The organism is Thermincola ferriacetica (assembly GCF_001263415.1).
Classification (GTDB): Bacteria; Bacillota; Thermincolia; order Thermincolales; family Thermincolaceae; genus Thermincola; species Thermincola ferriacetica.
In genome coordinates, this window is record NZ_LGTE01000032.1 from 1 (window position 1) to 20850 (window position 20850).

At 46.6% G+C, this 20850-nt stretch carries 25 protein-coding genes; all 25 read left to right on the forward strand.

Annotation, left to right across the window (positions count from 1 at the left end):
• Window positions 1-276 precede the first annotated feature (276 nt).
• Window positions 277-1536: a radical SAM family protein gene (locus tag Tfer_RS14280; protein WP_013121730.1), complete on the forward strand. Its 1260-nt coding sequence runs from the start codon at window positions 277-279 to the stop codon at window positions 1534-1536.
• A gap of 108 nt (window positions 1537-1644) precedes the next feature.
• The gene (gene rpmE / locus Tfer_RS14285; protein ID WP_013121729.1) at window positions 1645-1842 is read left to right on the forward strand and encodes a 50S ribosomal protein L31; all 198 of its coding nucleotides are present in this window, start codon (window positions 1645-1647) and stop codon (window positions 1840-1842) included.
• A 122-nt stretch (window positions 1843-1964) separates the two neighbouring features.
• A complete protein-coding gene (locus tag Tfer_RS14290) occupies window positions 1965-2864 on the forward strand; it encodes a DUF1385 domain-containing protein (RefSeq protein WP_200901047.1) in 900 nt (299 codons plus the stop codon).
• A gap of 34 nt (window positions 2865-2898) precedes the next feature.
• Complete coding sequence (gene prfA / locus Tfer_RS14295; RefSeq protein WP_013121727.1) at window positions 2899-3966, forward strand: peptide chain release factor 1; 1068 nt, start codon at window positions 2899-2901, stop codon at window positions 3964-3966.
• Between the two features lie 42 nt (window positions 3967-4008).
• A complete protein-coding gene (gene prmC, locus Tfer_RS14300) occupies window positions 4009-4860 on the forward strand; it encodes a peptide chain release factor N(5)-glutamine methyltransferase (protein WP_052218985.1) in 852 nt (283 codons plus the stop codon).
• Window positions 4861-4883: 23 nt separating this feature from the next.
• Window positions 4884-6101 (forward strand): cation:proton antiporter, encoded by a 1218-nt coding sequence (locus Tfer_RS14305; RefSeq protein WP_052218986.1) that lies wholly within the window; start codon window positions 4884-4886, stop codon window positions 6099-6101.
• Window positions 6102-6107: 6 nt separating this feature from the next.
• Window positions 6108-7193: an L-threonylcarbamoyladenylate synthase gene (locus tag Tfer_RS14310; protein WP_052218987.1), complete on the forward strand. Its 1086-nt coding sequence runs from the start codon at window positions 6108-6110 to the stop codon at window positions 7191-7193.
• 102 nt (window positions 7194-7295) lie between these two features.
• The gene (locus Tfer_RS14315; RefSeq protein WP_052218988.1) at window positions 7296-7838 is read left to right on the forward strand and encodes a manganese efflux pump MntP; all 543 of its coding nucleotides are present in this window, start codon (window positions 7296-7298) and stop codon (window positions 7836-7838) included.
• Window positions 7839-7852: 14 nt separating this feature from the next.
• Entirely contained in the window at window positions 7853-8329 is a 477-nt protein-coding gene (locus tag Tfer_RS14320) for a low molecular weight protein arginine phosphatase (RefSeq protein WP_052218989.1), read from the forward strand.
• Between the two features lie 89 nt (window positions 8330-8418).
• Window positions 8419-8868, forward strand: coding sequence for a ribose 5-phosphate isomerase B (gene rpiB, locus Tfer_RS14325; protein WP_052218990.1), 450 nt, complete (start codon window positions 8419-8421; stop codon window positions 8866-8868).
• 17 nt (window positions 8869-8885) lie between these two features.
• Complete coding sequence (locus Tfer_RS14330; protein WP_052218991.1) at window positions 8886-10133, forward strand: serine hydroxymethyltransferase; 1248 nt, start codon at window positions 8886-8888, stop codon at window positions 10131-10133.
• A gap of 20 nt (window positions 10134-10153) precedes the next feature.
• Window positions 10154-10597, forward strand: a complete 444-nt coding sequence (locus tag Tfer_RS14335; RefSeq protein WP_013121719.1) for a deoxycytidylate deaminase — start codon at window positions 10154-10156, stop codon at window positions 10595-10597.
• Window positions 10598-10610: 13 nt separating this feature from the next.
• A complete protein-coding gene (gene wecB / locus Tfer_RS14340; protein ID WP_052218992.1) occupies window positions 10611-11771 on the forward strand; it encodes a non-hydrolyzing UDP-N-acetylglucosamine 2-epimerase in 1161 nt (386 codons plus the stop codon).
• Between the two features lie 282 nt (window positions 11772-12053).
• Window positions 12054-12281 (forward strand): AtpZ/AtpI family protein, encoded by a 228-nt coding sequence (locus Tfer_RS14345; protein ID WP_013121717.1) that lies wholly within the window; start codon window positions 12054-12056, stop codon window positions 12279-12281.
• 3 nt (window positions 12282-12284) lie between these two features.
• Window positions 12285-12803, forward strand: coding sequence for a hypothetical protein (locus Tfer_RS14350; protein WP_052218993.1), 519 nt, complete (start codon window positions 12285-12287; stop codon window positions 12801-12803).
• Between the two features lie 84 nt (window positions 12804-12887).
• Entirely contained in the window at window positions 12888-13577 is a 690-nt protein-coding gene (gene atpB, locus Tfer_RS14355; protein WP_013121715.1) for a F0F1 ATP synthase subunit A, read from the forward strand.
• 53 nt (window positions 13578-13630) lie between these two features.
• On the forward strand, window positions 13631-13867 hold the full coding sequence (gene atpE, locus Tfer_RS14360) for an ATP synthase F0 subunit C (RefSeq protein ID WP_013121714.1): 237 nt from the start codon (window positions 13631-13633) through the stop codon (window positions 13865-13867).
• A gap of 128 nt (window positions 13868-13995) precedes the next feature.
• Entirely contained in the window at window positions 13996-14502 is a 507-nt protein-coding gene (gene atpF, locus Tfer_RS14365; RefSeq protein WP_052218994.1) for a F0F1 ATP synthase subunit B, read from the forward strand.
• Window positions 14496-15062 (forward strand): ATP synthase F1 subunit delta, encoded by a 567-nt coding sequence (atpH, locus tag Tfer_RS14370; protein ID WP_052218995.1) that lies wholly within the window; start codon window positions 14496-14498, stop codon window positions 15060-15062. The genes atpF and atpH overlap by 7 nt, the downstream gene beginning before the upstream one ends.
• Window position 15063: 1 nt before the next feature.
• Window positions 15064-16566 carry a F0F1 ATP synthase subunit alpha gene (gene atpA / locus Tfer_RS14375; protein WP_052218996.1) on the forward strand — a complete coding sequence of 501 codons (1503 nt, stop codon included), beginning with the start codon at window positions 15064-15066 and terminating at the stop codon, window positions 16564-16566.
• A 79-nt stretch (window positions 16567-16645) separates the two neighbouring features.
• Window positions 16646-17497, forward strand: a complete 852-nt coding sequence (atpG, locus tag Tfer_RS14380) for an ATP synthase F1 subunit gamma (RefSeq protein WP_052218997.1) — start codon at window positions 16646-16648, stop codon at window positions 17495-17497.
• Between the two features lie 27 nt (window positions 17498-17524).
• Window positions 17525-18949 carry a F0F1 ATP synthase subunit beta gene (gene atpD / locus Tfer_RS14385; protein ID WP_052218998.1) on the forward strand — a complete coding sequence of 475 codons (1425 nt, stop codon included), beginning with the start codon at window positions 17525-17527 and terminating at the stop codon, window positions 18947-18949.
• 2 nt (window positions 18950-18951) lie between these two features.
• Window positions 18952-19362: a F0F1 ATP synthase subunit epsilon gene (locus Tfer_RS14390; RefSeq protein ID WP_052218999.1), complete on the forward strand. Its 411-nt coding sequence runs from the start codon at window positions 18952-18954 to the stop codon at window positions 19360-19362.
• A gap of 104 nt (window positions 19363-19466) precedes the next feature.
• On the forward strand, window positions 19467-20462 hold the full coding sequence (gene spoIID, locus Tfer_RS14395; RefSeq protein WP_052219000.1) for a stage II sporulation protein D: 996 nt from the start codon (window positions 19467-19469) through the stop codon (window positions 20460-20462).
• Window positions 20463-20540: 78 nt separating this feature from the next.
• The gene (gene spoIIID, locus Tfer_RS14400; protein ID WP_013121706.1) at window positions 20541-20795 is read left to right on the forward strand and encodes a sporulation transcriptional regulator SpoIIID; all 255 of its coding nucleotides are present in this window, start codon (window positions 20541-20543) and stop codon (window positions 20793-20795) included.
• Window positions 20796-20850 lie beyond the last annotated feature (55 nt).

Consider the following 20850-nt stretch of genomic DNA (forward strand, 5'->3'; position numbering starts at 1 on the left):
GGAGGGCGGATAGACAGTGTTAACGACAGTGAAGGCTTGAAATCACTGTTTCCGGCACGGACGCCGGAAACCCGGCCACGAGTCACGGATGACGATTTGGCCGGGTTCAGTGATTTCAACTGAACGGAGTTTACACTGTCTCCGCCCGTAGCCTCGGAGCAACGGTTGTTTTACCTCCATAGCGGTATTTCCGTTACAGTGCCAACCCGAACTGCTTGCCTGACAGCTCCTGATGGGATATAATTAGGGCAGAATCAGGGACAAGGAGCTATTTCAATGTACGACTTGATTTTTGCCGATAGTGAAGGGCGGTTTTATGACCACCCGGAACTAAAAATGGTGGGCCGTATTGGTGAAATATTCGTCGAACCGGTGGCTAAAGAAATGATCCCCCTGCCGGAAGGCGCTTCGTTAGTGCTGCTTCCGGACAGGATACCTGTTGGCCTTGATGCAAAGGGCAACTTTACCCTGGCTAAGGGTGAGGGAAGGCCCATGTGGGCTGTAGGGGCGCTTTTACCTCAGGGGTATACGAGAACCCTGGTGCCGGCTTATAAACCGGTCACCGATTCCTATCTGCCGCTGTTTGGCTATGCCGCTGTGGGTTGGCAAGACGGGACTGTTTATGTAGCGGCTTATCCCACGGATGACCCTTATAAATGGGACCCGGTCAACTATAATACGGAAGACTTGGCCGGTAAAATCGCCCAAAAGCTTGCCAGGCACAAAAATAACCGGATTTTAGACCAACTGGCCAAATGTGCGCTGCACTATTCCTGTTTTACGGCACAAAACATATTTTACGAACGCTGGGAGGGGGGGATACCCGTATCGCCCCGGTGTAATGCCCGGTGCCTGGGGTGCATTTCCGAACAGCCGGCTGAATGTTGTCCGTCGCCCCAAACCAGGATATCTTTTACTCCTACGGTAAAGGAGATAGAAGAAATAGCATACGAGCACCTGGTGAAAGCCGATGATGCGATTGTCAGTTTCGGCCAGGGCTGCGAAGGGGAGCCGGCTTTGGCTTATCAGGTGATTGCTGAAGCAATTGGAAGAATACGCGACCGTACGGGCTTAGGAACTATTAACATGAATACCAATGGCGGGTTTACGGAGGGGGTTAAGGCAGTATGCAAAGCCGGGATAGATTCCCTGCGTATCAGCACTGTCAGCGCCCTGGAGGAAACCTATAATGCCTATTACCGTCCCCGCAACTATTCTTTGACAGACGTAAAGAAATCCATTGCCATTGCCAAAGAAGAAAAAGTATTTGTGGCATTAAACCTGCTGACATATCCCGGTCTTACTGACAGGGAAAAGGAAGTAGAAGCTTTGATCGATCTGGTTGATGAATTTGGCATAGATATGATACAGTTTAGAAATTTAAATATAGACCCGTTAATGCTGGCTCAGGCTATTCCGCCAGGGGAGCCGCAGACCATGGGTATTCCCGATTTAATTGAATGTCTCAGGGAAGAGTTTCCGGACCTTTTAATCGGCAGTTTTTCCAAACCCGTCAGGTCTAGATTTCTAAAATAAAGGATAGAATAAAATCCTTTGGGAAAGCAAATCTTGCGCAACTCTAAAGGTTGTGTTATAATTATTGAAGTTGACTTTCGAAAGAACTTTGGAGTGAGGTGAAAGGTCGTGAAAAAAGATATTCATCCTGACTACGGGCCTGCCAGAGTGATCTGCGCATGCGGCGAAACCTTCGAGACGGGTTCGGTCAAAAAAGAACTTAGGGTGGAGATTTGCTCTAAATGCCATCCTTTTTATACAGGCAAACAGAGATTTGTTGATACCGGTGGCAGGGTAGATAAATTTAAGAAAAAATTCAATTTATAAGAAACATAAAATTTATATCTAATGAAGGATGACAGAAAGTTTACATGTAATGAGGCATGGCAGAGCGGAGGCTCTGCCCTTTTTGCAGGTCCCGCCGCATTTATAAAAGGGGAGTTGATACCTTGAGTAGGGTTTGTCAATATGGAGGGCAGGCAGTTATTGAAGGAGTTATGATGAGGGGTCCGAAGGAACTGGCTATTGCCGTTCGGAAAGAAGATGACAGCATCGTCATTGAGGAACGTCCCATCAAATCAATTACTGATAAACTGAAGTTTTTAAAGTGGCCGTTCTTACGGGGAGTTATAGTACTTTTTGAATCAATGATCATAGGTATCCAGGCTCTTACCTTTTCAGCCAACCAGGCTGTTGAAGAAGAAGAAGAAGAGGAACTGAGCAACTGGGAATTAGGTTTAACTATAGCTGTGGCTTTGGTGCTGGGTATATTACTGTTTGTTGTAGCACCTACAACAATAGCCAGGTTTTTGTATTTTATCGATAATGTCTATCTGCTAAACTTTCTTGAGGGTTTGGTCAGGATATCCATATTTCTTTTATATGTGACATTAATTTCGCGCATGAAAGATATTCAAAGGGTTTTTCAGTACCATGGCGCTGAACATAAAGTAATTCATGCTTACGAATATGAAGAAGAATTAACGGTAGAAAATGTGCGAAAATACTCTACCTTGCATCCTCGTTGCGGGACCAGTTTTTTACTTATAGTTATGGTAATAATGATATTTTTATACAGTTTTTTAGGTAAACCGGGGCTCCTGGTAAGGATTGTTTCCAGGATAGCTTTGCTGCCTATTGTGGCCGGTATTTCTTATGAAATGATTAAACTGTCCGGGAAATATTCGCGCCACCCTTTGATGAAAATAATTATAGCTCCGGGGTTATGGCTGCAGAAATTGACAACCAGGGAACCCGATGACGCCCAGATTGAGGTGGCGATTAAGGCTTTAAAGGCCATATTGCCGGAAGAAAAAACAGTTAAAACCGAAGAGCAGGTTGCCATATAATAATAGTTAAAGTAAGGTGTAGAGGTGTGGTTGAATGCTTGCAAAACTGCAGAGTCTGGAAGAAAAATACGAAGAATTAAGCAAACTGATTGCCGACCCCGAAATTATTGCGGACCAGAGCCAATGGCAGCGCCATGCAAAGGCCCATGCTGCGCTCACGGAAATTGTTTCAACATATCGGGAATATAAGTCCGTCTTAAAGGGAATAGATGAAGCCAAAGAGTTATTGAAAGATCAGTTGGATAGCGAATTTCGGGAAATGGTAGAACAGGAACTTGCGGAACTGAAAGAAAAAGAGGAAAAGCTTTCCGTGCAGTTGAAAATCCTCCTTCTGCCTAAAGATCCCAATGATGAAAAGAACGTAATTATGGAGATTCGGGGAGGGGCAGGCGGCGAGGAAGCTGCCCTTTTTGCCGGTGACCTTTTCCGCATGTACAGCCGGTATGCTGAAGCCAAAGGCTGGAAAACAGAGATTCTCAGTTCCAACCCTACTGATATCGGGGGATTTAAGGAAATAATTTTTCTCATAGAGGGTCAGGGAGCCTACAGCAGGCTGAAATTTGAAAGTGGCGTGCACCGGGTACAAAGGGTGCCGACAACGGAATCCTCCGGCCGAATTCATACTTCTACGGTAACAGTTGCTGTTCTGCCCGAAGCGGAGGAAGTGGATGTGGATATTGACCCCAACGATTTGCGCATAGATGTTTTTTGTTCCAGTGGCCCGGGGGGACAATCGGTCAATACTACCCAATCAGCCGTCAGAGTTACTCATATTCCGACGGGAATAGTAGTTTCCTGCCAGGACGAGAAATCACAGCATAAAAACAAGGAGAAAGCCCTGCGTGTATTGCGGGCCAGGTTGTTGGACAAAGCCCAGGAAGAACAGCGGAATCAACTGGCCAGTACCAGGAAAAGTCAGGTCGGTACCGGGGACCGTAGCGAACGTATTCGAACTTATAACTTTCCGCAGGGCAGGGTGACCGACCACCGGATAGGCCTGACTCTGCACAAGCTGGACATGGTTCTTGAAGGAGATCTGGATGAGATTATTGAAGCGCTGATTACCACTGATCAGGCCGAAAAACTTAAAGAAGTGCAATAAGTAAACATAAGTAAATTATCTGCAGTAAAAGAGGTTAATTCTGTGGTTCAGACTGTGTCACAGGCCCTTATATGGGCTACCAACAGGTTAAGAGAAAAGGGCATAGACGAGCCCCGCCTTGATGCGGAAGTACTGTTGTCATATCTTTTGGGTATGGACCGGGCAAAGCTCTATTTGAATAGGGAAGCGGTACTTTCTGACGAGCAGATTGGCCGCTTCCGCAATCTGGTCGAACGACGGGGCCTTAGGGAACCCGTTGCTTATTTGACTGGGACCAAAGAATTCATGTCCCTTGACTTTAAAGTAAATTCCAGTGTTCTAATACCGCGCCCGGATACGGAAATACTGGTGGAAGAGATTTTAGCCATCAAACCGGCGCTGATGGTTGATGTAGGGACAGGCAGCGGCGCGATAGCCATTTCTGCTGCTTACTACCTTCCGGAGACGAGGGTGTTCGCCACAGATATTTCACCGGAGGCTCTTAACCTGGCCAGGGAAAATGCTATCAACTTAGGAGTTTCCGATAGGATAGAGTTTGTACAGGGAAACCTGCTGACTCCATTCATTAATCGCCCGAATTTCCGGGTGGATTTGATAGCTGCCAATCTGCCTTACATTCCCGGTGAGGCGCTCAAAGAACTGCCCGATGAAGTGCGAAAATACGAACCTGCCCTTGCCCTGGACGGAGGTTGTGAAGGTTTGGACTTATATAAAAGTTTAATCAGGCAGGTTCCCCGGGTTTTAAAATCAGGCGGCAGGTTATTGATGGAGATAGGGTATGACCAAAGCGGCCTTCTGGTCGATTTCCTGACCCAAATACCTTGTTTTTCCGGCATAAGGGTGATAAAAGACTTGTCAGGCAGGGACCGGGTTGTTTCCGTAGCTTTGGCATAAATTAAGTACGGGAGGCTTTATAAATGACTTGGTATCATGAATTGCAAAGGGCGGTAAGTGAAAGTATATTACTGCAATTGGTTATTGTATTGACGGCCACTAAATTGTTCGGGACCATCAGTAAAAGATTGAACCAGCCCACCGTTTTTGGCAAGCTTTTAGCGGGCCTCATTATCGGCCCCTCACTGCTGGGAATTTTGCAGCCCACGGAGATAATCAAAGAACTGGCGGAAGTGGGAGTAATCGTATTAATGTTTCTGGCCGGTTTGGAAACAGATGTGGAGGAATTCAGAAAAGCAGGCTTCGCTTCTACCTTAACGGCTGTTGGCGGTGTAATCTTACCGCTATTGGCAGGCTTGGGCATAGGTTTGGCAACGGGTCACAACCTTTTTATTTCCCTGTTTATCGGTACTTTGCTTACGGCTACCAGTGTGAGTATTTCTGCCACTACCCTGCGGGAACTTGGACGGCTGCAGACTCCGGTAGGGCTTACTATTTTGGGGGCTGCAGTTATTGACGATATATTAGGTATTGTGGTTTTGACCCTCGTGCTCGGTTTGGCCGGCGCTGGCTCCGGCATAGGAGCAGTGGGAATTTTAATCGGAAAAATGGTAATATTTTTTGTGGTTGCATTGGTTATAGGCAAAAAACTTATTCCGCCGATCCTGAAATTTGCCGACAAGATGCCTGTCAACCATGGGCTGACAACGGCTGGGCTTGTGTTGGCTTTTGTTTTTGCCTACGTGGCTGAATTAAGTGGTGTAGCCAATATTACCGGGGCCTACATAGCAGGAGTGCTTATCGGCATGACAAAGTTCGGTCACCAGGTTACGGAACATACTGAAACGGTAGGTTTCACAACTGTTATTCCTGTTTTCTTTGTAAGTATAGGCTTATTGGCGCAGGTAAATTCCCTGCAGGGGGGCATACTATTTGTAACAGCCATAACCCTGATCGCTATTCTGACAAAAATTCTGGGGTGCGGTGTTGGTGCCAGAATTGCGGGATTTAACAACCGTGATTCTCTGGTCATTGGGGCCGGTATGATATCCCGTGGGGAGATTGCTTTGATTATTGCTACTATCGGATTAAACAGAAACCTTATTAACGATTCCCTTTTTACCGCTTCCGTGGTTATGGTGCTGATAACGACGATTATTACCCCTCCGCTGCTCAAGGCCATAATTGTGGGCCGGGGGAAAAACGAAAATACTTCTTTAGTTAATCCCAAAGAAGGGTAAAATGTTATGGCAAAGACTCTTTTATTAAAGGTAGATGCCCAAAATCCCGACCCAGAGACCATATCCCAGGCGGCAGAGATTATAAAACGGGGCGGGGTTGTAGCTTTTCCGACAGAAACGGTATATGGTTTGGGCGCTAACGCCCTGGACGGGCCGGCCGTGCAAAAAATTTTTGCCGCCAAAGGTCGGCCTTCCGATAACCCGTTAATTGTACATATTGCAGAGTTTAGCCAGTTAGAAATGCTGGTAGCGGAAGTGCCTTTAACGGCCAGGCGCGCTATGGAAGTGTTTTGGCCTGGGCCTTTAACTATTATTATGCCGTGCCGCGATGATATTCCCCGGACCGTTACAGGGGGGTTAAAGACTGTTGGCGTCCGGATGCCCAATCACCCGGTGGCGTTGGCTTTGATTAAGGCGGCGAAGCTGCCTATCGCTGCACCAAGCGCTAATAGTTCAGGAAAACCGAGCCCTACTGAGGCCCGGCATGTAATGGATGATCTGGCGGGCAAGATTGATGCAGTAATTGACGGTGGTCCGGCTCAGGTAGGCGTCGAGTCTACAGTACTGGATATGACTGGCGACACGCCGGTTATTTTGAGGCCGGGGGGAGTAACCAGGGAGCAGTTGGAAGCCATTCTGGGTCATGTGGATCTGGACCTACCGTCGGTAGATAAAATTATCCACCAGGCTCCAAAAGCGCCAGGTATGAAATACCGTCATTATTCGCCGGAAGCCAAATTAATTCTGGTTAAACCCGTGCCGGGGAAAGCTGTGGCGGATATAATCCAGGCGTTGGCCGACCGGTACCGGTCAAAGGGCATGAAAGTAGCCCTTATGGTGAGTGTGGAAACGGCAGCGATTTTGCCGCTTGAAGATGTGCTCTGCGGCATTTTGGGCCATCGTGGTCACCTTGAAGAAATAGCGGGGAACTTGTTTAAAGTATTAAGAGAGGTTGATGCCCAAAAACCTGATGTTATTATAGCTGAAGGTTTTGCGGAGGCGGGTATTGGTATGGCCATCATGAACCGTTTGACCAAGGCTGCCTCACAGGTAATTGACCAGGCCTTTTCCTCATATAATCTAAACAGCTAATCTAAACAGCGGAAATCAACAAAAGTTTCCATGAGGTTTCGGCAGAAACTTTTGTTCTTTTAGGGCAAACTAAGGCTGGAATTTTATTGAGGAGGGCCAAAAGTGGACTTTGTTACGGTTTTATTGATTGCGGCAGCGCTGGGAGCCGATGCTTTTTCTCTCTCAGTTGGTTTGGGGATGGGAGGAATAACAAGGCGGCAAATTTTGGTCATGAGTACTGCCGTACTGCTCTTCCACATAGCCATGCCTTTGGCTGGGGTTTATGCCGGCGAACTTTTCGGCGCTTTTGCGGGGCGTACTGCAAGTATTGCCGGAGCCCTTGTGCTTCTCTACCTGGGTATAAAAATGCTGTACGGCGCCTTAAAAAATGATGAACCGGAAGGACCAAACATACTTCTGACCAATACTGCCGGTATTGTTTTTTTGTCCGGCAGCGTAAGTTTGGACGCTCTTAGTGTTGGATTTTCCCTGGGTACTCAGAATTTGGCTTTGGGCCAGGCGGTATTGATAATGGGTCCTGTAGCCGGGTTAATGACTATGGCCGGTTTTCTACTGGGGCAGCAGGTAGGAGGCTGGATAGGTGAAAAAGCTGTAATTTTAGGGGGCGCAATTTTAATCTTTATAGGCATTAAGTTGTTATTATAAACGGAGGTGCGATAATGGCCGGTGGCATTTTGTTTGTCTGCACGGGCAATACCTGCCGGAGTCCAATGGCAGAAGCATTGGCCCGGAATTGGCTTAGTGCCAATGCGCCCGAAAGCCAGGTAGAAGTTGCTTCTGCGGGACTTGCGGCTTGGCCGGGCAGTCCGGCTTCCCCGCAATCGGTAGAAGTAATGGCGGAAGGAGGAATCAGTTTAAAAGAACACCGTTCTCGGCCCTTGACGCCTGACATGCTGGATAAATATGACCTGATTTTAACCATGACTGCTGAACATAAGCGTATATTGGTTAACCGGTTTCCCCAATATGCCCAGAAGGTATACACCCTTGCTGAATATACAGGCAACGGTTGCGGGGCCAAGGACGTTAGCGACCCTTTCGGACAAGCTGTTGAAGTATACAGGGAATGTGCGGCGGAATTAAGGACTCTGGTTGAAAAAGCGGTGAAAAAATTCCTAATGGTTAAAAATGGTTAAAATTTTGAAAGTTAAAAGGGAAAAAACTATTTTTGTAGAAACTTAAAATTTATTATTTTATAAGGCTTAACTTATGGGGGGAAACTGAGTTGAAAGTAGCAATAGGTTCCGACCACGGGGGGTTCCGTTTAAAGGAAGAAATAAAAAAATTTTTGACGGAAGAAAATATTGAATTCAAAGACTTTGGCACCTATTCCGAAGATGCCGTTGATTATCCTGATATATCTTATCTGGTGGCAAAAGCGGTACAAAAAGGCGAATATACCAGAGGAATCCTTATATGCGGGACCGGCATCGGGATCGGTATCGCAGCCAATAAACTGCCCGGCATAAGAGCGGCTTTATGCCACGATACCTTTTCCGCCAGAGCATCACGGGAGCATAATGACGCCAACATACTGACCATGGGCGAACGGGTAATAGGTCCCGGACTGGCCAGGGATATTGTCAAGATATGGCTGTCTACAGAATTCGCCGGTGGCAGGCACTTACGGAGGGTGCAAAAAATATGTCAACTGGAGGAGAAACGTGATTATTAAGTGGGGAGGATTTTAAGATGGATGAGTTGCAACAAATCGGACAGGTAGACCCTGAAGTAGCTGAGGCGGTAGCAAAAGAAAAAGCCCGCCAGCAAAACAATATTGAACTGATTGCCTCGGAAAACTTTGTCAGCAAAGCGGTTATGGCAGCCCAGGGGTCTGTACTCACCAATAAATATGCCGAGGGTTATCCCGGCCGCAGGTATTATGGGGGTTGCGAATTCGTTGATATCGTGGAGAGCCTGGCTATTGAGCGGGCCAAAAAACTTTTCGGCGCTGAGCACGTTAATGTACAGCCGCACTCCGGGGCTCAAGCCAATATGGCAGTCTATTTTTCCCAGTTAAAGCCCGGCGATACTGTATTGGGTATGAACCTGAGCCATGGGGGGCATTTGACGCATGGCAGTCCGGTAAACATTTCCGGCGCCTATTATAATTTTGTACCCTACGGCGTAGAAGAGGACACAGGGAGAATCAATTACGAAAAAGTTTTTGAGATCGCTTTCCGGCACAAACCAAAAATCATTGTGGCTGGGGCAAGCGCATACCCGCGCATTATAGATTTTGTCCAGCTCTCGGAGATTGCCGAGGAAATTGGGGCCATCCTGGTGGTAGATATGGCTCATATAGCAGGGTTGGTTGCTGCAGGTTTACATCCCAGCCCCGTTCCGGTCGCTGATTTTGTCACTACCACGACCCACAAAACCCTCAGGGGCCCAAGGGGCGGTATGATTTTATGCAAGGCCAAATACGGACCGGCTATAGATAAAGCTGTATTCCCGGGGATTCAGGGCGGGCCGCTGATGCATGTAATCGCAGCAAAGGCTGTTGCCTTTAAGGAGGCCTTATCTCCTGAATTTAAGATTTACCAGGAACAGGTGGTTAATAATGCCCAGACCCTGGCCCGTGAATTAATGAACAGGGGCTTTAACCTGGTTTCCGGGGGTACGGATAACCACCTGATGCTGGTGGATTTACGGAACAAAGGAATTACCGGCAAGGTAGCGGAAAATGTTCTGGACCGGGTCGGGATAACTGTTAATAAAAATGCCATTCCTTTCGATCCGGAGAGCCCTGCCGTGACCAGCGGCATCCGGATAGGCACGCCGGCCGTAACCAGCAGAGGTATGAAAGAAGAAGCGATGGCCCGCATTGCCGAAATTATAGATTTGGCTTTAAGTAACTATTCTGACGAGAGCAAATTGGCACAGGCCGGGAAGATGGTTGAAGAATTAAGCAAAGAATACCCGCTTTATATGGATTAATCATTGGGGAGGTAAATGAGGTGCGCCCGTCTTGGCAAGACTACTTTATGCAAATTACCGATGTGGTTGCCACTAGATCCACCTGTTTAAGAAGAAAAGTGGGGGCTGTTATAGTACGGGACAACAGGATTTTGGCCAGCGGTTATAACGGACCACCGCGCGGACTTAGACACTGCGATGAAACAGGCTGTTTGCGGGACAAGTTAAACATACCGTCAGGTGAGCGACACGAATTATGCAGAGGTCTACATGCCGAACAAAATGTAATCATTCAGGCGGCGATGCACGGAATCAATATTCAGGGCGGGACCTTTTACATAACTCACCAGCCCTGTATTTTGTGTGCCAAAATGATTGTCAATGCCGGAATTAAAAAAGTTGTTTACCGGGGAAAATACCCCGATGCCCTGGCCTTGGAAATCTTTGAAGAGGCCGGCGTAGAACTGGTTTGCCTGGATGGGTGATGAGGAGGTAATTATGGCTGAGCGATTAAAAGTGATGGCAGTATTTGGAACAAGGCCAGAGGCAATTAAAATGGCGCCATTGGTGAAAATCCTGGAAAAGGAAGAAAAAATCGAAGCCAGAGTAGCGGTTACTGCCCAGCACCGGGAAATGCTTGACCAGGTGTTGAAACTTTTTGACATAACACCCGATTATGACCTGGATATAATGACTGCCAACCAGACACTTTATGATGTTACCGTTAAAGCCCTCCTTGGACTGCAGCGGGTTTTTGAGAAAGAAAAACCTGATATTGTACTGGTCCATGGCGATACCACCACTACTTTTGTGGCAAGTTTGGCGGCTTTTTACAAACAGATTAAGGTAGGCCACGTGGAAGCCGGGCTGCGCACGGGCAACAAGCTGTCTCCCTTTCCTGAGGAGATGAACCGAAAACTGACGGGGGCTATAGCAGATATTCATTTTGCCCCGACAAATACGGCCAAAGCCAATCTTCTGGCCGAAAATGTTAAGAAAGAAAGTATCTTTGTTACGGGAAATACAGTCATTGATGCTTTAATGGCTACTGTAAGAGAGGGATATGAATTTGGGGATCCGGAATTGCAAAAAGTGGATTTTGCCAATAAAAAGGTTTTGGTAGTTACCACCCACAGGCGGGAAAACCTGGGTGGTCCGCTGCGCAACGTATACCTTGCATTGAAAGAGGTCCTAAGGGCCCACCACGACGTAGAAGTGGTATTTCCTGTACATAAAAATCCCAAAGTCAGAGCTGTAGTAGACGAGGTTCTGGGCTCGCTGGAGCGTGTACATCTTGTTGATCCCCTGGATTACGAACCATTTGTGAATCTTATGAACAAATCCTATTTGGTTCTCACCGATTCCGGGGGACTGCAGGAAGAAGCTCCTTCCCTCGGCAAGCCCGTTTTGGTTCTCAGGGATACCACTGAACGCCCGGAGGCGGTAGAAGCGGGTACAGTAGTTATGGTAGGTACTGATAAAGATAAAATAGTGGAAACCTGCAACAGGCTTTTGACTGATGCGGATGCCTATGGGAGGATGGCTAATGCTGTGAACCCGTATGGGGATGGGCAGGCTTCCCAAAGAATAAGTGAGGCCCTGCTTTACTATTTCGGGCTGCAGGAAGCCAAGCCTGCCGATTTTAATCAGCTTAAATAATCGGTCAAAGGGATTTTTGCTGGAAAAAGCCAAAAAAAATTCTTTAAAAAAAAGGATTTTGTAAAAAAAGATAGAATATAAAGAGCGTTATAAGTTTTCGTACAAGGACATAAACTGCCGCTGTAGGCTTTAAGTCAGGCGGAAAGTGCTTATGTCTTTTTGTAAGTCCTGGGATTTCGCAAAATTTTGAAATTTTGCGAAATATTTTCATGAATAACATGATTAATTTAGTGAAATCATATAATTTATTGATTGCCTAATCCCCGTTTAAGAGGTGTTACCATGGGGGATGATGATAAAAGAATCCAGGGCTACAGGTTGCTGGGGTTGGTTATGTCTGCCGGCGCTACAATGGCTGCGTCGGTAGCCGTTGGTTACTTTTTGGGTGATTGGCTGGATAGCCGATTTGGCACCAAACCGTGGCTGACAATAATAATGTTTCTCCTGGGGACCGCGGCCGGTATCAAATCGCTATATGACCTGGCCTTTCCTAGAAAAGGAGGGGACTGAATTATGGCGATTGATACACCCGAAGTTCAGCGCGGCATTACCAAATGGACCTTTATAATAGCCATATTTATCGAAGGCATTACATACTTTGCGGGTTTTAGGTCATTTGCATACGGACTGGCCTTTGGCGTAGGCTTGATGATTCTGAATTATCGTGTAGTTAGTATAATCCTGAATAAGGCTTTTAAGTCTGCCCTGCCGGACCTGGCAAAGGTATTAAGCTTTGCCAGTTACCATATACGTTTTTGGATCATGGTTATTATTATGTATCTCGTTATCCCGAAGGCGGGTTTTCAATTCGGAGTAGGCAGTTTTTTTGGGATATTGCTGCCCAAAATAGTGATGGGAGTGTTTGTCGTTATAAATACCAAGGAAGAATGGTGGTGTAATGCCACCCCTGCTGATAAGGCTCCTTTAACTGGAAAAAAGCGGGATGACGGTCTCAGGTTCCCCGGTCTGGATTTTGACGAAAGATTTAAGAACCAGGAATTCAAGGAACCGGACGATAAGCTCAAATTATGAGAAAAAATTTTGCTGCAACGAAGCGCATAAATTAAAAACTAATATGAAAATTTGGAAGCTTAGCTTCGCGAAGGAGGTGGAAATGTGTCAGCAGAAGGTGGTCATGGACTTCCGGAACCTTTTGCCCATGTGGGTGGCATAGAAATACCCCACTTTGTAATTACGTCCTGGGCAATTATTCTTTTGCTTGGAATTTTATCTTACCTGGCAACCAGAAATATGAAGAAATTACCGCAAGGCCTTCAGAATGTAATGGAGTTTGTTGTGGAGGGATTATTCGGGTTCTTTGGCGGCATCATGGGCGAAGAAAGGGCAAGAAAATATGGGCCGTTTCTGGCAACGTGTTTTCTTTACATACTTCTCTCCAATTACTCCGGTTTGCTTCCGGGGGCGGCAATGATACCCGGTTTTGTGCCTCCGACCAACAACATCAGTATTACTGCAGGTCTGGCAATTTTAGTTTTCTTATCGGTATTTTATTTTGGCATACGGGCAAAAGGAATTGGATTTTTTAAGCATTTCTTTCAGCCAATGGCTTTCCTATTCATCCTGAACATTATAGAAGAGCTGGTTAGACCGGTATCTCTCTCCCTTCGTCTATACGGTAACATTTTCGGGGAGGAAATGATTATCGCCAAATTGTCAGAAATGGTGCCTGTTTTGGTGCCGGTACCAATGATGCTCTTGGGTGTTCTGACGGGAGCAATTCAGGCTTTCGTTTTTACATTGTTAGCTACCACATATATTGCGGGAGCTACAGATGAACATCACTAAGCAAAACAAAATTTGTTAAGTTAACTTTTCAACATGGAAGGGGGGGAAAATAAATGACAACAGTTCACGGTCTTATCGCCCTTGGCGCCGCATTCGCAGTCGGTGTTGCTGCTATAGGAGCCGGTATCGGTCAGGGTATTGCATCCGGTAAGGCTTTTGAAAGTATTGCCCGTCAACCGGAAGTAAGTGGTACAATTAGAACATTGCTGTTCATTGCCTTAGCATTTATGGAGACCTTAACTATTTACGGTCTGTTAATCGCATTCATGTTAGTAGGTAAGATTGGTTAATGAAAACACGGTTATGTGTTGGTTGTTATATCGACTAGGGCGAGGAGATCAGGGAAGGTATAACCTTGGTCTCTTTTCGCCTAAAACAAAGTTTTTAAGGTTATAGAGAGGGGGTAAATTGGTACAATATGGCATTATTGGAAAGCTTGGGTTTTGCGCCCCTGAAATTTGTATGGCAAATAGTCAACTTCCTCATTCTGCTCTTTATCCTGAACAAGCTGTTGTATAAGCCGATGCTGCAAATGCTGGACGACCGTAAAAAATCCATAGAAGACGCTATAAACAGCGCAGAGACAGCCAAAGCCGAGGCGGAAGCCCTGAGGAAGGAGTATGAAACCAGGCTTGCTGAGGCCAAAAAGGAGGCCCAGGACATTATAGCCAAGGCTGCTCAACTGGGCGAAGAGATGAAAAAAGAAATTGTTGCCAATGCCCAGGAAGAAGCTAATAAGGCGATTCGTAAAGCACAGGAGGAGATTGCGAGGGAAAAGGATGCTGCTGTTGCAGCCTTGCGTGACGAGGTGGCAACTCTAGCTGTAATGGCGGCCGGAAAAGTACTGGGTAAAGCTATAAGCGTTGAGGACCATGAAAAATTGGTGAAAGACTTTGTACAAGAGGTGGGCGGTTTAAAATGTTAGAGAATGCTGTTGCCCGCCGTTATGCCCAGGCTTTTTTTGCTATTGCCCAGGAAAAAAATGAGTTGGACAAACTTGAAGAAGAACTTCGGTTTGTTATTGAGACCATTAACAGCAACCCGGAGCTGAAGATGATTCTTGACCATCAACTGGTGGCTCCGGAAGAAAAGAAAGAAATACTTAGTAATATTTTTTCCCAGGAATTGTCGGAAATTACTTTAAATTTCTTGGCAGTTATTGCCGAGAAGTACCGGGCTCCTTACATAGAAGAGATTTACAAACAGTTTGTAGGTTTCGCAAACGAAGCGAAAAATATTGCTGAAGCCTACATAAAGTCGGCACAACCTCTCGGTGATAAAGATTTAGCCGCGATTCAGGAAAAATTGAGCAAAGCGACCTGCAAAAACATCAAATTTATCAACGAAGTAGACCCCAACCTGATTGGTGGGGTTGTAGTGCGCATCGGGGACAAAGTAATGGACGGCAGTATTCTTAGAAGACTTGATCTATTAAAAGAAAAACTGATGCAAATTTCAGTCAAGGAGATAGGGGTGAGGAACTAAGATGAAATTGAGACCGGAAGAAATCAGTTCGATTATTAAACAACAAATCGAACGTTATCGCACCGAGGTCGAGATATCTGATGTCGGTACAGTTATTCAGGTAGGAGACGGTATTGCCCGTATTTATGGCCTTGAAGAGGCTATGGCGGGTGAGATGCTGGAATTCCCCGGTGGCATTTACGGAATGGCCCTCAACCTCGAAGAAGACAATATCGGTTGCGTTATTTTAGGACCTTATACTCAGATTCGCGAGGGGGATCCCGTTAAGCGTACAGGCCGGATCGTCGAGGTTCCTGTAGGTGATGCTTTATTAGGCAGGGTTGTAAATGCTCTGGGTCAACCGATTGACGGTAAAGGTCCAATCAACACTGATAAGTTCCGTCCTGTAGAGAAACGGGCCGAGGGCGTTATCGAACGGAAATCCGTTCATGAACCGTTACAGACCGGTATTAAGGCTATTGACTCCATGGTTCCCATTGGTCGTGGACAGCGGGAACTTATAATCGGTGACCGCCAGACAGGTAAAACTGCTATAGCCGTTGACACCATCATTAACCAAAAGGATACAGACGTAATTTGTATTTACGTAGCCATAGGGCAAAAGGCTTCTACAGTGGCCGGTGTTGTGAAGACTTTAGAGGAACACGGCGCTATGGATTACACCATCGTTGTTTCCGCAACAGCCAGTGAACCGGCGCCAATGCTCTTTATAGCTCCATATGCCGGCTGCGCAATGGGCGAGGAATTCATGTTTCAGGGTAAGCATGTGCTGATAATTTACGACGACCTGTCCAAACAGGCTGCTGCTTACCGGGAGATGTCCCTGTTGCTCCGCCGTCCTCCGGGCCGCGAAGCTTATCCGGGCGACGTTTTCTATCTGCACTCCCGTTTGCTTGAACGGGCTTCCAAGCTGAACGATGAACTCGGCGGCGGTTCCCTGACGGCTCTGCCGGTCATTGAAACACAGGCCGGCGACGTTTCGGCTTATATTCCGACAAACGTTATTTCCATTACCGACGGACAGATTTTCCTGGAGTCTGACCTGTTCTATGCCGGCCAGCGCCCGGCTATCCACGTTGGTCTGTCCGTATCCCGGGTTGGTGGCGCCGCTCAGATCAAGGCTATGAAACAAGTTGCCGGTCGTCTGAGGATCGACCTGGCGCAGTACCGGGAATTAGCCGCCTTCGCGCAGTTCGGGTCTGACCTGGACAAAGCAACCCAGGCTCGTCTGACCCGTGGTGAGCGGATGATGGTAATTTTGAAACAGGACCAATATAAACCAATGCCGGTAGAAGACCAGGTTATGGTTCTGTTTACTGCCGTTAACGGATATTTGGACGATTTGGAAGTTGATAGAATCGGCAAGTTTGAAGAAGACTTCCTGAAATTCATGCATTCCAGTAAGCCTGAAATCGGCAAAGAAATTCGCGAAAAACAAGTACTCAGCGATGAGTTGATTGAAAAACTGAAGGCAGCAGTTGTTGAGTTCAAGAAAATGTTCTAATCTATAGTCTGTACACTAATGCGGTTTTTATCCGGATATTTAAGGTAAGGCCGTAGAAAAAAGGTGGTGAGATGTCCACATGGCAAGTGCGCGAGATATCAGGCGCAGGATTAAGAGTGTTAAGAGTACCCAGCAGATAACCAAGGCTATGAAAATGGTCGCTGCTGCAAAATTGCGCCGCGCTCAGGAACGGGTTATTGCGGCCAGACCCTTTGCCGGCAAAATACAAGAAGTGCTGGCAAGGTTAGCGGCGGCAAATTCGGGAGTTTCTCATCCCCTTTTAGAGGTGAGAGAGCCTAAAAGTATCGGGTACGTCCTTATTACCGCAGACCGGGGTCTGTGTGGCGGTTACAATGCCAACATTATAAGGATGGCCCACCGGGATTTAAATAATATGCAAGGCGCAAGCCTGATTACGATCGGCAGAAAGGGAAGGGATTATTTCCGGCGGCGCGGATTTGATATCAAATCCGAGTTTATCGGGCTAGGGGAAGATATCCCATTTGCAACGGCTAAAGACATTGCCCAGACCCTAATGGATTATTATGTAAAAGGCGTTGTTGACGAGGTTTACCTGACTTTCACAGAATTTGTTTCTGCTATTACCCAGAAGCCCAAAACCATCAAGCTCCTTCCTGTTGAAACGCCGAAGGAAAAGGAAGGAACGAGCCAGGTGGATTATATTTATGAACCGGCACCGGATGTATTGTTAGGAGAATTACTGCCCAAATATGTGGAAACAACCGTATATAGGGCCTTGCTGGAAGCTAAGGCCAGTGAACACGGCGCCAGGATGACGGCTATGGGTTCGGCGACAGACAACGCCACAGAAATGATTGACAAGCTTACTTTGTCCCTGAACCGGGCGCGACAAGCAGCCATCACCAAGGAAATTTCCGAAATCGTTGGTGGAGCAAACGCGCTGGATTAATTGCCAGAATAGGAGGGAAAACGCGGCATGAACGTAGGTAAAGTAGTACAGGTAGTTGGACCGGCCGTAGACATTGAGTTCGAACCCGGTAAACTGCCAAATATATACAATGCCATTGTCATTAGATCTGCTGACCAGGACGAAAAGAAATCTACAGTTGATATTAATGTAACTCTTGAAGTCATGCAGCATCTCGGTAACAATATGTGTCGTTGTGTTGCCATGAGTTCAACCGATGGTCTTGTCAGAGGTATGAAGGCCATAGATACCGGCGCACCTATCACCGTTCCCGTCGGACGTCCGGCTCTTGGCCGGTTGATGAACGTCCTTGGGGATTCTATTGACCATAAGGGGCCAATTGAGTCAGATGTCAAATATCCGATTCACCGGCCCGCACCTGCATTTGAAGACCAAGAAACCGCTACAGAAATACTGGAAACGGGTATAAAGGTCGTTGACCTGTTAGCTCCTTACGCAAAGGGTGGTAAAATCGGGCTCTTCGGTGGCGCCGGTGTTGGAAAAACCGTATTAATTATGGAGCTTATCCGGAACATTGCTTATGAGCACGGCGGATTCTCCGTTTTTGCCGGTGTTGGTGAGCGTACCCGCGAAGGTAATGACCTCTACCACGAAATGATTGCCGGTGGAGTTATTGACAAGACGGCAATGGTGTTCGGTCAGATGAATGAACCGCCGGGCGCCCGTCTTCGGGTTGCTTTGACCGGCTTGACTGTAGCCGAATTTTTCCGTGATGAAGAGGGACAGGACGTTCTTCTCTTTATCGACAACATTTTCCGTTTCACCCAGGCCGGTTCTGAGGTTTCTGCGCTACTGGGCCGGATGCCGTCTGCGGTTGGTTACCAGCCGACACTGGCCACAGAAATGGGTCAGTTGCAGGAGCGTATTACATCAACTAAAAAGGGTTCCATCACATCGGTTCAGGCCATTTACGTGCCTGCCGATGACCTGACCGACCCCGCTCCGGCCACAGCATTTGCCCACCTGGACGCTACAACGGTTCTTTCCCGGCAAATAGCCGAGTTGGGTATTTACCCGGCTGTGGACCCCCTTGATTCCACTTCCCGGGTACTTGACCCGAGAATTGTTGGCGAAGAACATTACCGGGTAGCCCGTGATGTCCAGAACATTCTCCAGAGATATAAAGAATTGCAGGACATCATCGCGATTCTCGGTATGGACGAATTGTCCGATGAAGATAAACTTATTGTTGCTCGGGCCAGAAAGATTCAGAGATTCTTGTCGCAGCCCTTCTTCGTTGCGGAAACCTTTACCGGAACACCAGGTAAATATGTTCCATTAAAAGAAACTATCCGTGGGTTTAAAGAAATTGTCGAAGGAAAACACGACTCAATTCCTGAAGGAGCATTCCTGATGGCAGGGACTATCGATGAGGTTGTAGCGAGGGCCAAAGAGCTAGAGGGAAGTGAGTAATTATGGCCGACAAGCAGGTAAAAGTTGAGATAGTTACTCCGGAGCGCATCGTTTTTTCAGAAGAGGTGGAATTCGTTGTCGTTCCCGGAGAAGAGGGTTATCTCGGTATCCTGGCCAACCATGCCCCAATTGTGGCAGCGCTCAAAATTGGGGTTATGAAGGTTATCCAAAATCAAAAAGAAATAAAACTTGCTATTAGTGGCGGTTTTATGGAAGTAAGCAAAAATAAACTTGTTGTACTGGCTGATACAGCCGAGCGGGGCGACGAAATTGACGTCGCACGGGCCAGGGCGGCTAAAGAAAGAGCAGAACAGAGACTTGCCAGCCGGACCCACGATATTGACCTCGTTCGGGCTGAGCTGGCCTTACGCAGGGCTATCGCCCGTATCAAAGCAGCCGGCTACGAAGTTTAGAAAACAAAAAAACATGGTCTTTGGACCATGTTTTTTTTTTGGTCATAAGAAGCGGCCCTGTTTCATACTTTTAAACATAAGATGGACAAAAAAAGGGAGGGACTATGAAAAAACTGATTTGGGCAGTATTATTTATGTTTGTTTTGGCTACCGTATTAATTCCGGCAGTAATAAATTGGCCTGCGGCAAATCACGACATGGAGCGGGGGCTGCTCAATGAATACGCAGGAAAACCTTTAACTGTAAATGTTTATATCAGTGCCAGGAAAAAAACGGTGGCGATACCTTTGGAAGAATACCTCATCGGCGTTGTGGCCGCTGAAATGCCGGCAAATTTTGAAACAGAAGCCTTAAAAGCGCAAGCTGTTGCGGCAAGAACATATACAATCAGGAGAATGCTGATGGTTGATCCGGATTTACATCCAGGTACTCAGGGGGCCAAATTGTGCGACCGCCCAACCCACTGTCAGGCCTGGTTTTCCAGTGAGGAATTAAAAAAGAAGTGGGGTATGTTCAAGTATCCTTTATACATTTATAAAATAAAAAAAGCAGTGCAGGAAACAAAAGGAAAAGTTCTCGTCTATAACAACCAATTAGCTGACCCTGTTTACCACGGGTCCTGCGGAGGGGCGGGAACAGAAAAATCGGGAAACGTGTGGAAATATGACATACCATATTTGCAGGCCGTAAAGTGCCAATGGGACGACCTCACAAAACCGGGATTAATTAATAAGACTACTGTTTCGGTAAAAGAGTTCGCAGCCTTATTAAACCTGCCCGGTAAAGTTGAAGCAATAATCCCTTTATTGAAAAACGGGATCTATTCAAAAAACAAACGCCTAATTTCAGTAAAATCAGGGAGTGAAGTTATTTCCGGCAACGCCTTTCGGACCAAATTAGGTCTTGCATCATCTGTCTTTTCGTGGGAAATAAAAGGCGACAAAGTTACATTTACAACTAAGGGCAAAGGACATGGAGTTGGCATGTGTCAATACGGCGCCAACGGCATGGCCAAAGCAGGGAAAAACTACCGGGAAATTCTTGCTTATTACTATAAAGGAACACAAATCAGCAGTCTTGTGAAATTTGTGCCAAAGTAACGGAAGACCATACTTTTTCGGCATTTATTACACTCCTCCGCATATATATTTATTAGTAAATTGCGGGGAGGTAGATTAATGCAAGATTATATTCGGAAACGCGTACTTGATATAAGCAATTATATCATGGATACAAAGGCAACGGTCAGGCAAGCTGCTGCTGTATTTGGAGTCAGCAAAAGTACCGTACATAAGGATATGACGGAAAGGCTGCCGATGATAAATAAGAAGCTGGCGCAAAAGATAAGGGAAATACTGGAGTTTAACAAAGCAGAGCGTCATCTCCGCGGTGGAGAAGCAACCCGAAAAAAATATCAGGAAATGGTGGAATAGACAAGAAAAAAAAGGAATTCCCCTAAATACGTAGAATTATAATTTTCAGGGTAAT

Coding starts and splice junctions, on each gene's coding strand:
- Tfer_RS14280 (WP_013121730.1), top strand. CDS start 277: ATGTACGACTTGATTTTTGCCGATAGTGAAGGGCGGTTTTATGACCAC.
- prfA (WP_013121727.1), top strand. CDS start 2,899: ATGCTTGCAAAACTGCAGAGTCTGGAAGAAAAATACGAAGAATTAAGC.
- Tfer_RS14305 (WP_052218986.1), top strand. CDS start 4,884: ATGACTTGGTATCATGAATTGCAAAGGGCGGTAAGTGAAAGTATATTA.
- Tfer_RS14310 (WP_052218987.1), top strand. CDS start 6,108: ATGGCAAAGACTCTTTTATTAAAGGTAGATGCCCAAAATCCCGACCCA.
- Tfer_RS14320 (WP_052218989.1), top strand. CDS start 7,853: ATGGCCGGTGGCATTTTGTTTGTCTGCACGGGCAATACCTGCCGGAGT.
- Tfer_RS14330 (WP_052218991.1), top strand. CDS start 8,886: ATGGATGAGTTGCAACAAATCGGACAGGTAGACCCTGAAGTAGCTGAG.
- wecB (WP_052218992.1), top strand. CDS start 10,611: ATGGCTGAGCGATTAAAAGTGATGGCAGTATTTGGAACAAGGCCAGAG.
- Tfer_RS14345 (WP_013121717.1), top strand. CDS start 12,054: ATGGGGGATGATGATAAAAGAATCCAGGGCTACAGGTTGCTGGGGTTG.
- Tfer_RS14350 (WP_052218993.1), top strand. CDS start 12,285: ATGGCGATTGATACACCCGAAGTTCAGCGCGGCATTACCAAATGGACC.
- atpE (WP_013121714.1), top strand. CDS start 13,631: ATGACAACAGTTCACGGTCTTATCGCCCTTGGCGCCGCATTCGCAGTC.
- atpF (WP_052218994.1), top strand. CDS start 13,996: ATGGCATTATTGGAAAGCTTGGGTTTTGCGCCCCTGAAATTTGTATGG.
- atpH (WP_052218995.1), top strand. CDS start 14,496: ATGTTAGAGAATGCTGTTGCCCGCCGTTATGCCCAGGCTTTTTTTGCT.
- atpA (WP_052218996.1), top strand. CDS start 15,064: ATGAAATTGAGACCGGAAGAAATCAGTTCGATTATTAAACAACAAATC.
- atpG (WP_052218997.1), top strand. CDS start 16,646: ATGGCAAGTGCGCGAGATATCAGGCGCAGGATTAAGAGTGTTAAGAGT.
- atpD (WP_052218998.1), top strand. CDS start 17,525: ATGAACGTAGGTAAAGTAGTACAGGTAGTTGGACCGGCCGTAGACATT.
- Tfer_RS14390 (WP_052218999.1), top strand. CDS start 18,952: ATGGCCGACAAGCAGGTAAAAGTTGAGATAGTTACTCCGGAGCGCATC.
- spoIID (WP_052219000.1), top strand. CDS start 19,467: ATGAAAAAACTGATTTGGGCAGTATTATTTATGTTTGTTTTGGCTACC.
- spoIIID (WP_013121706.1), top strand. CDS start 20,541: ATGCAAGATTATATTCGGAAACGCGTACTTGATATAAGCAATTATATC.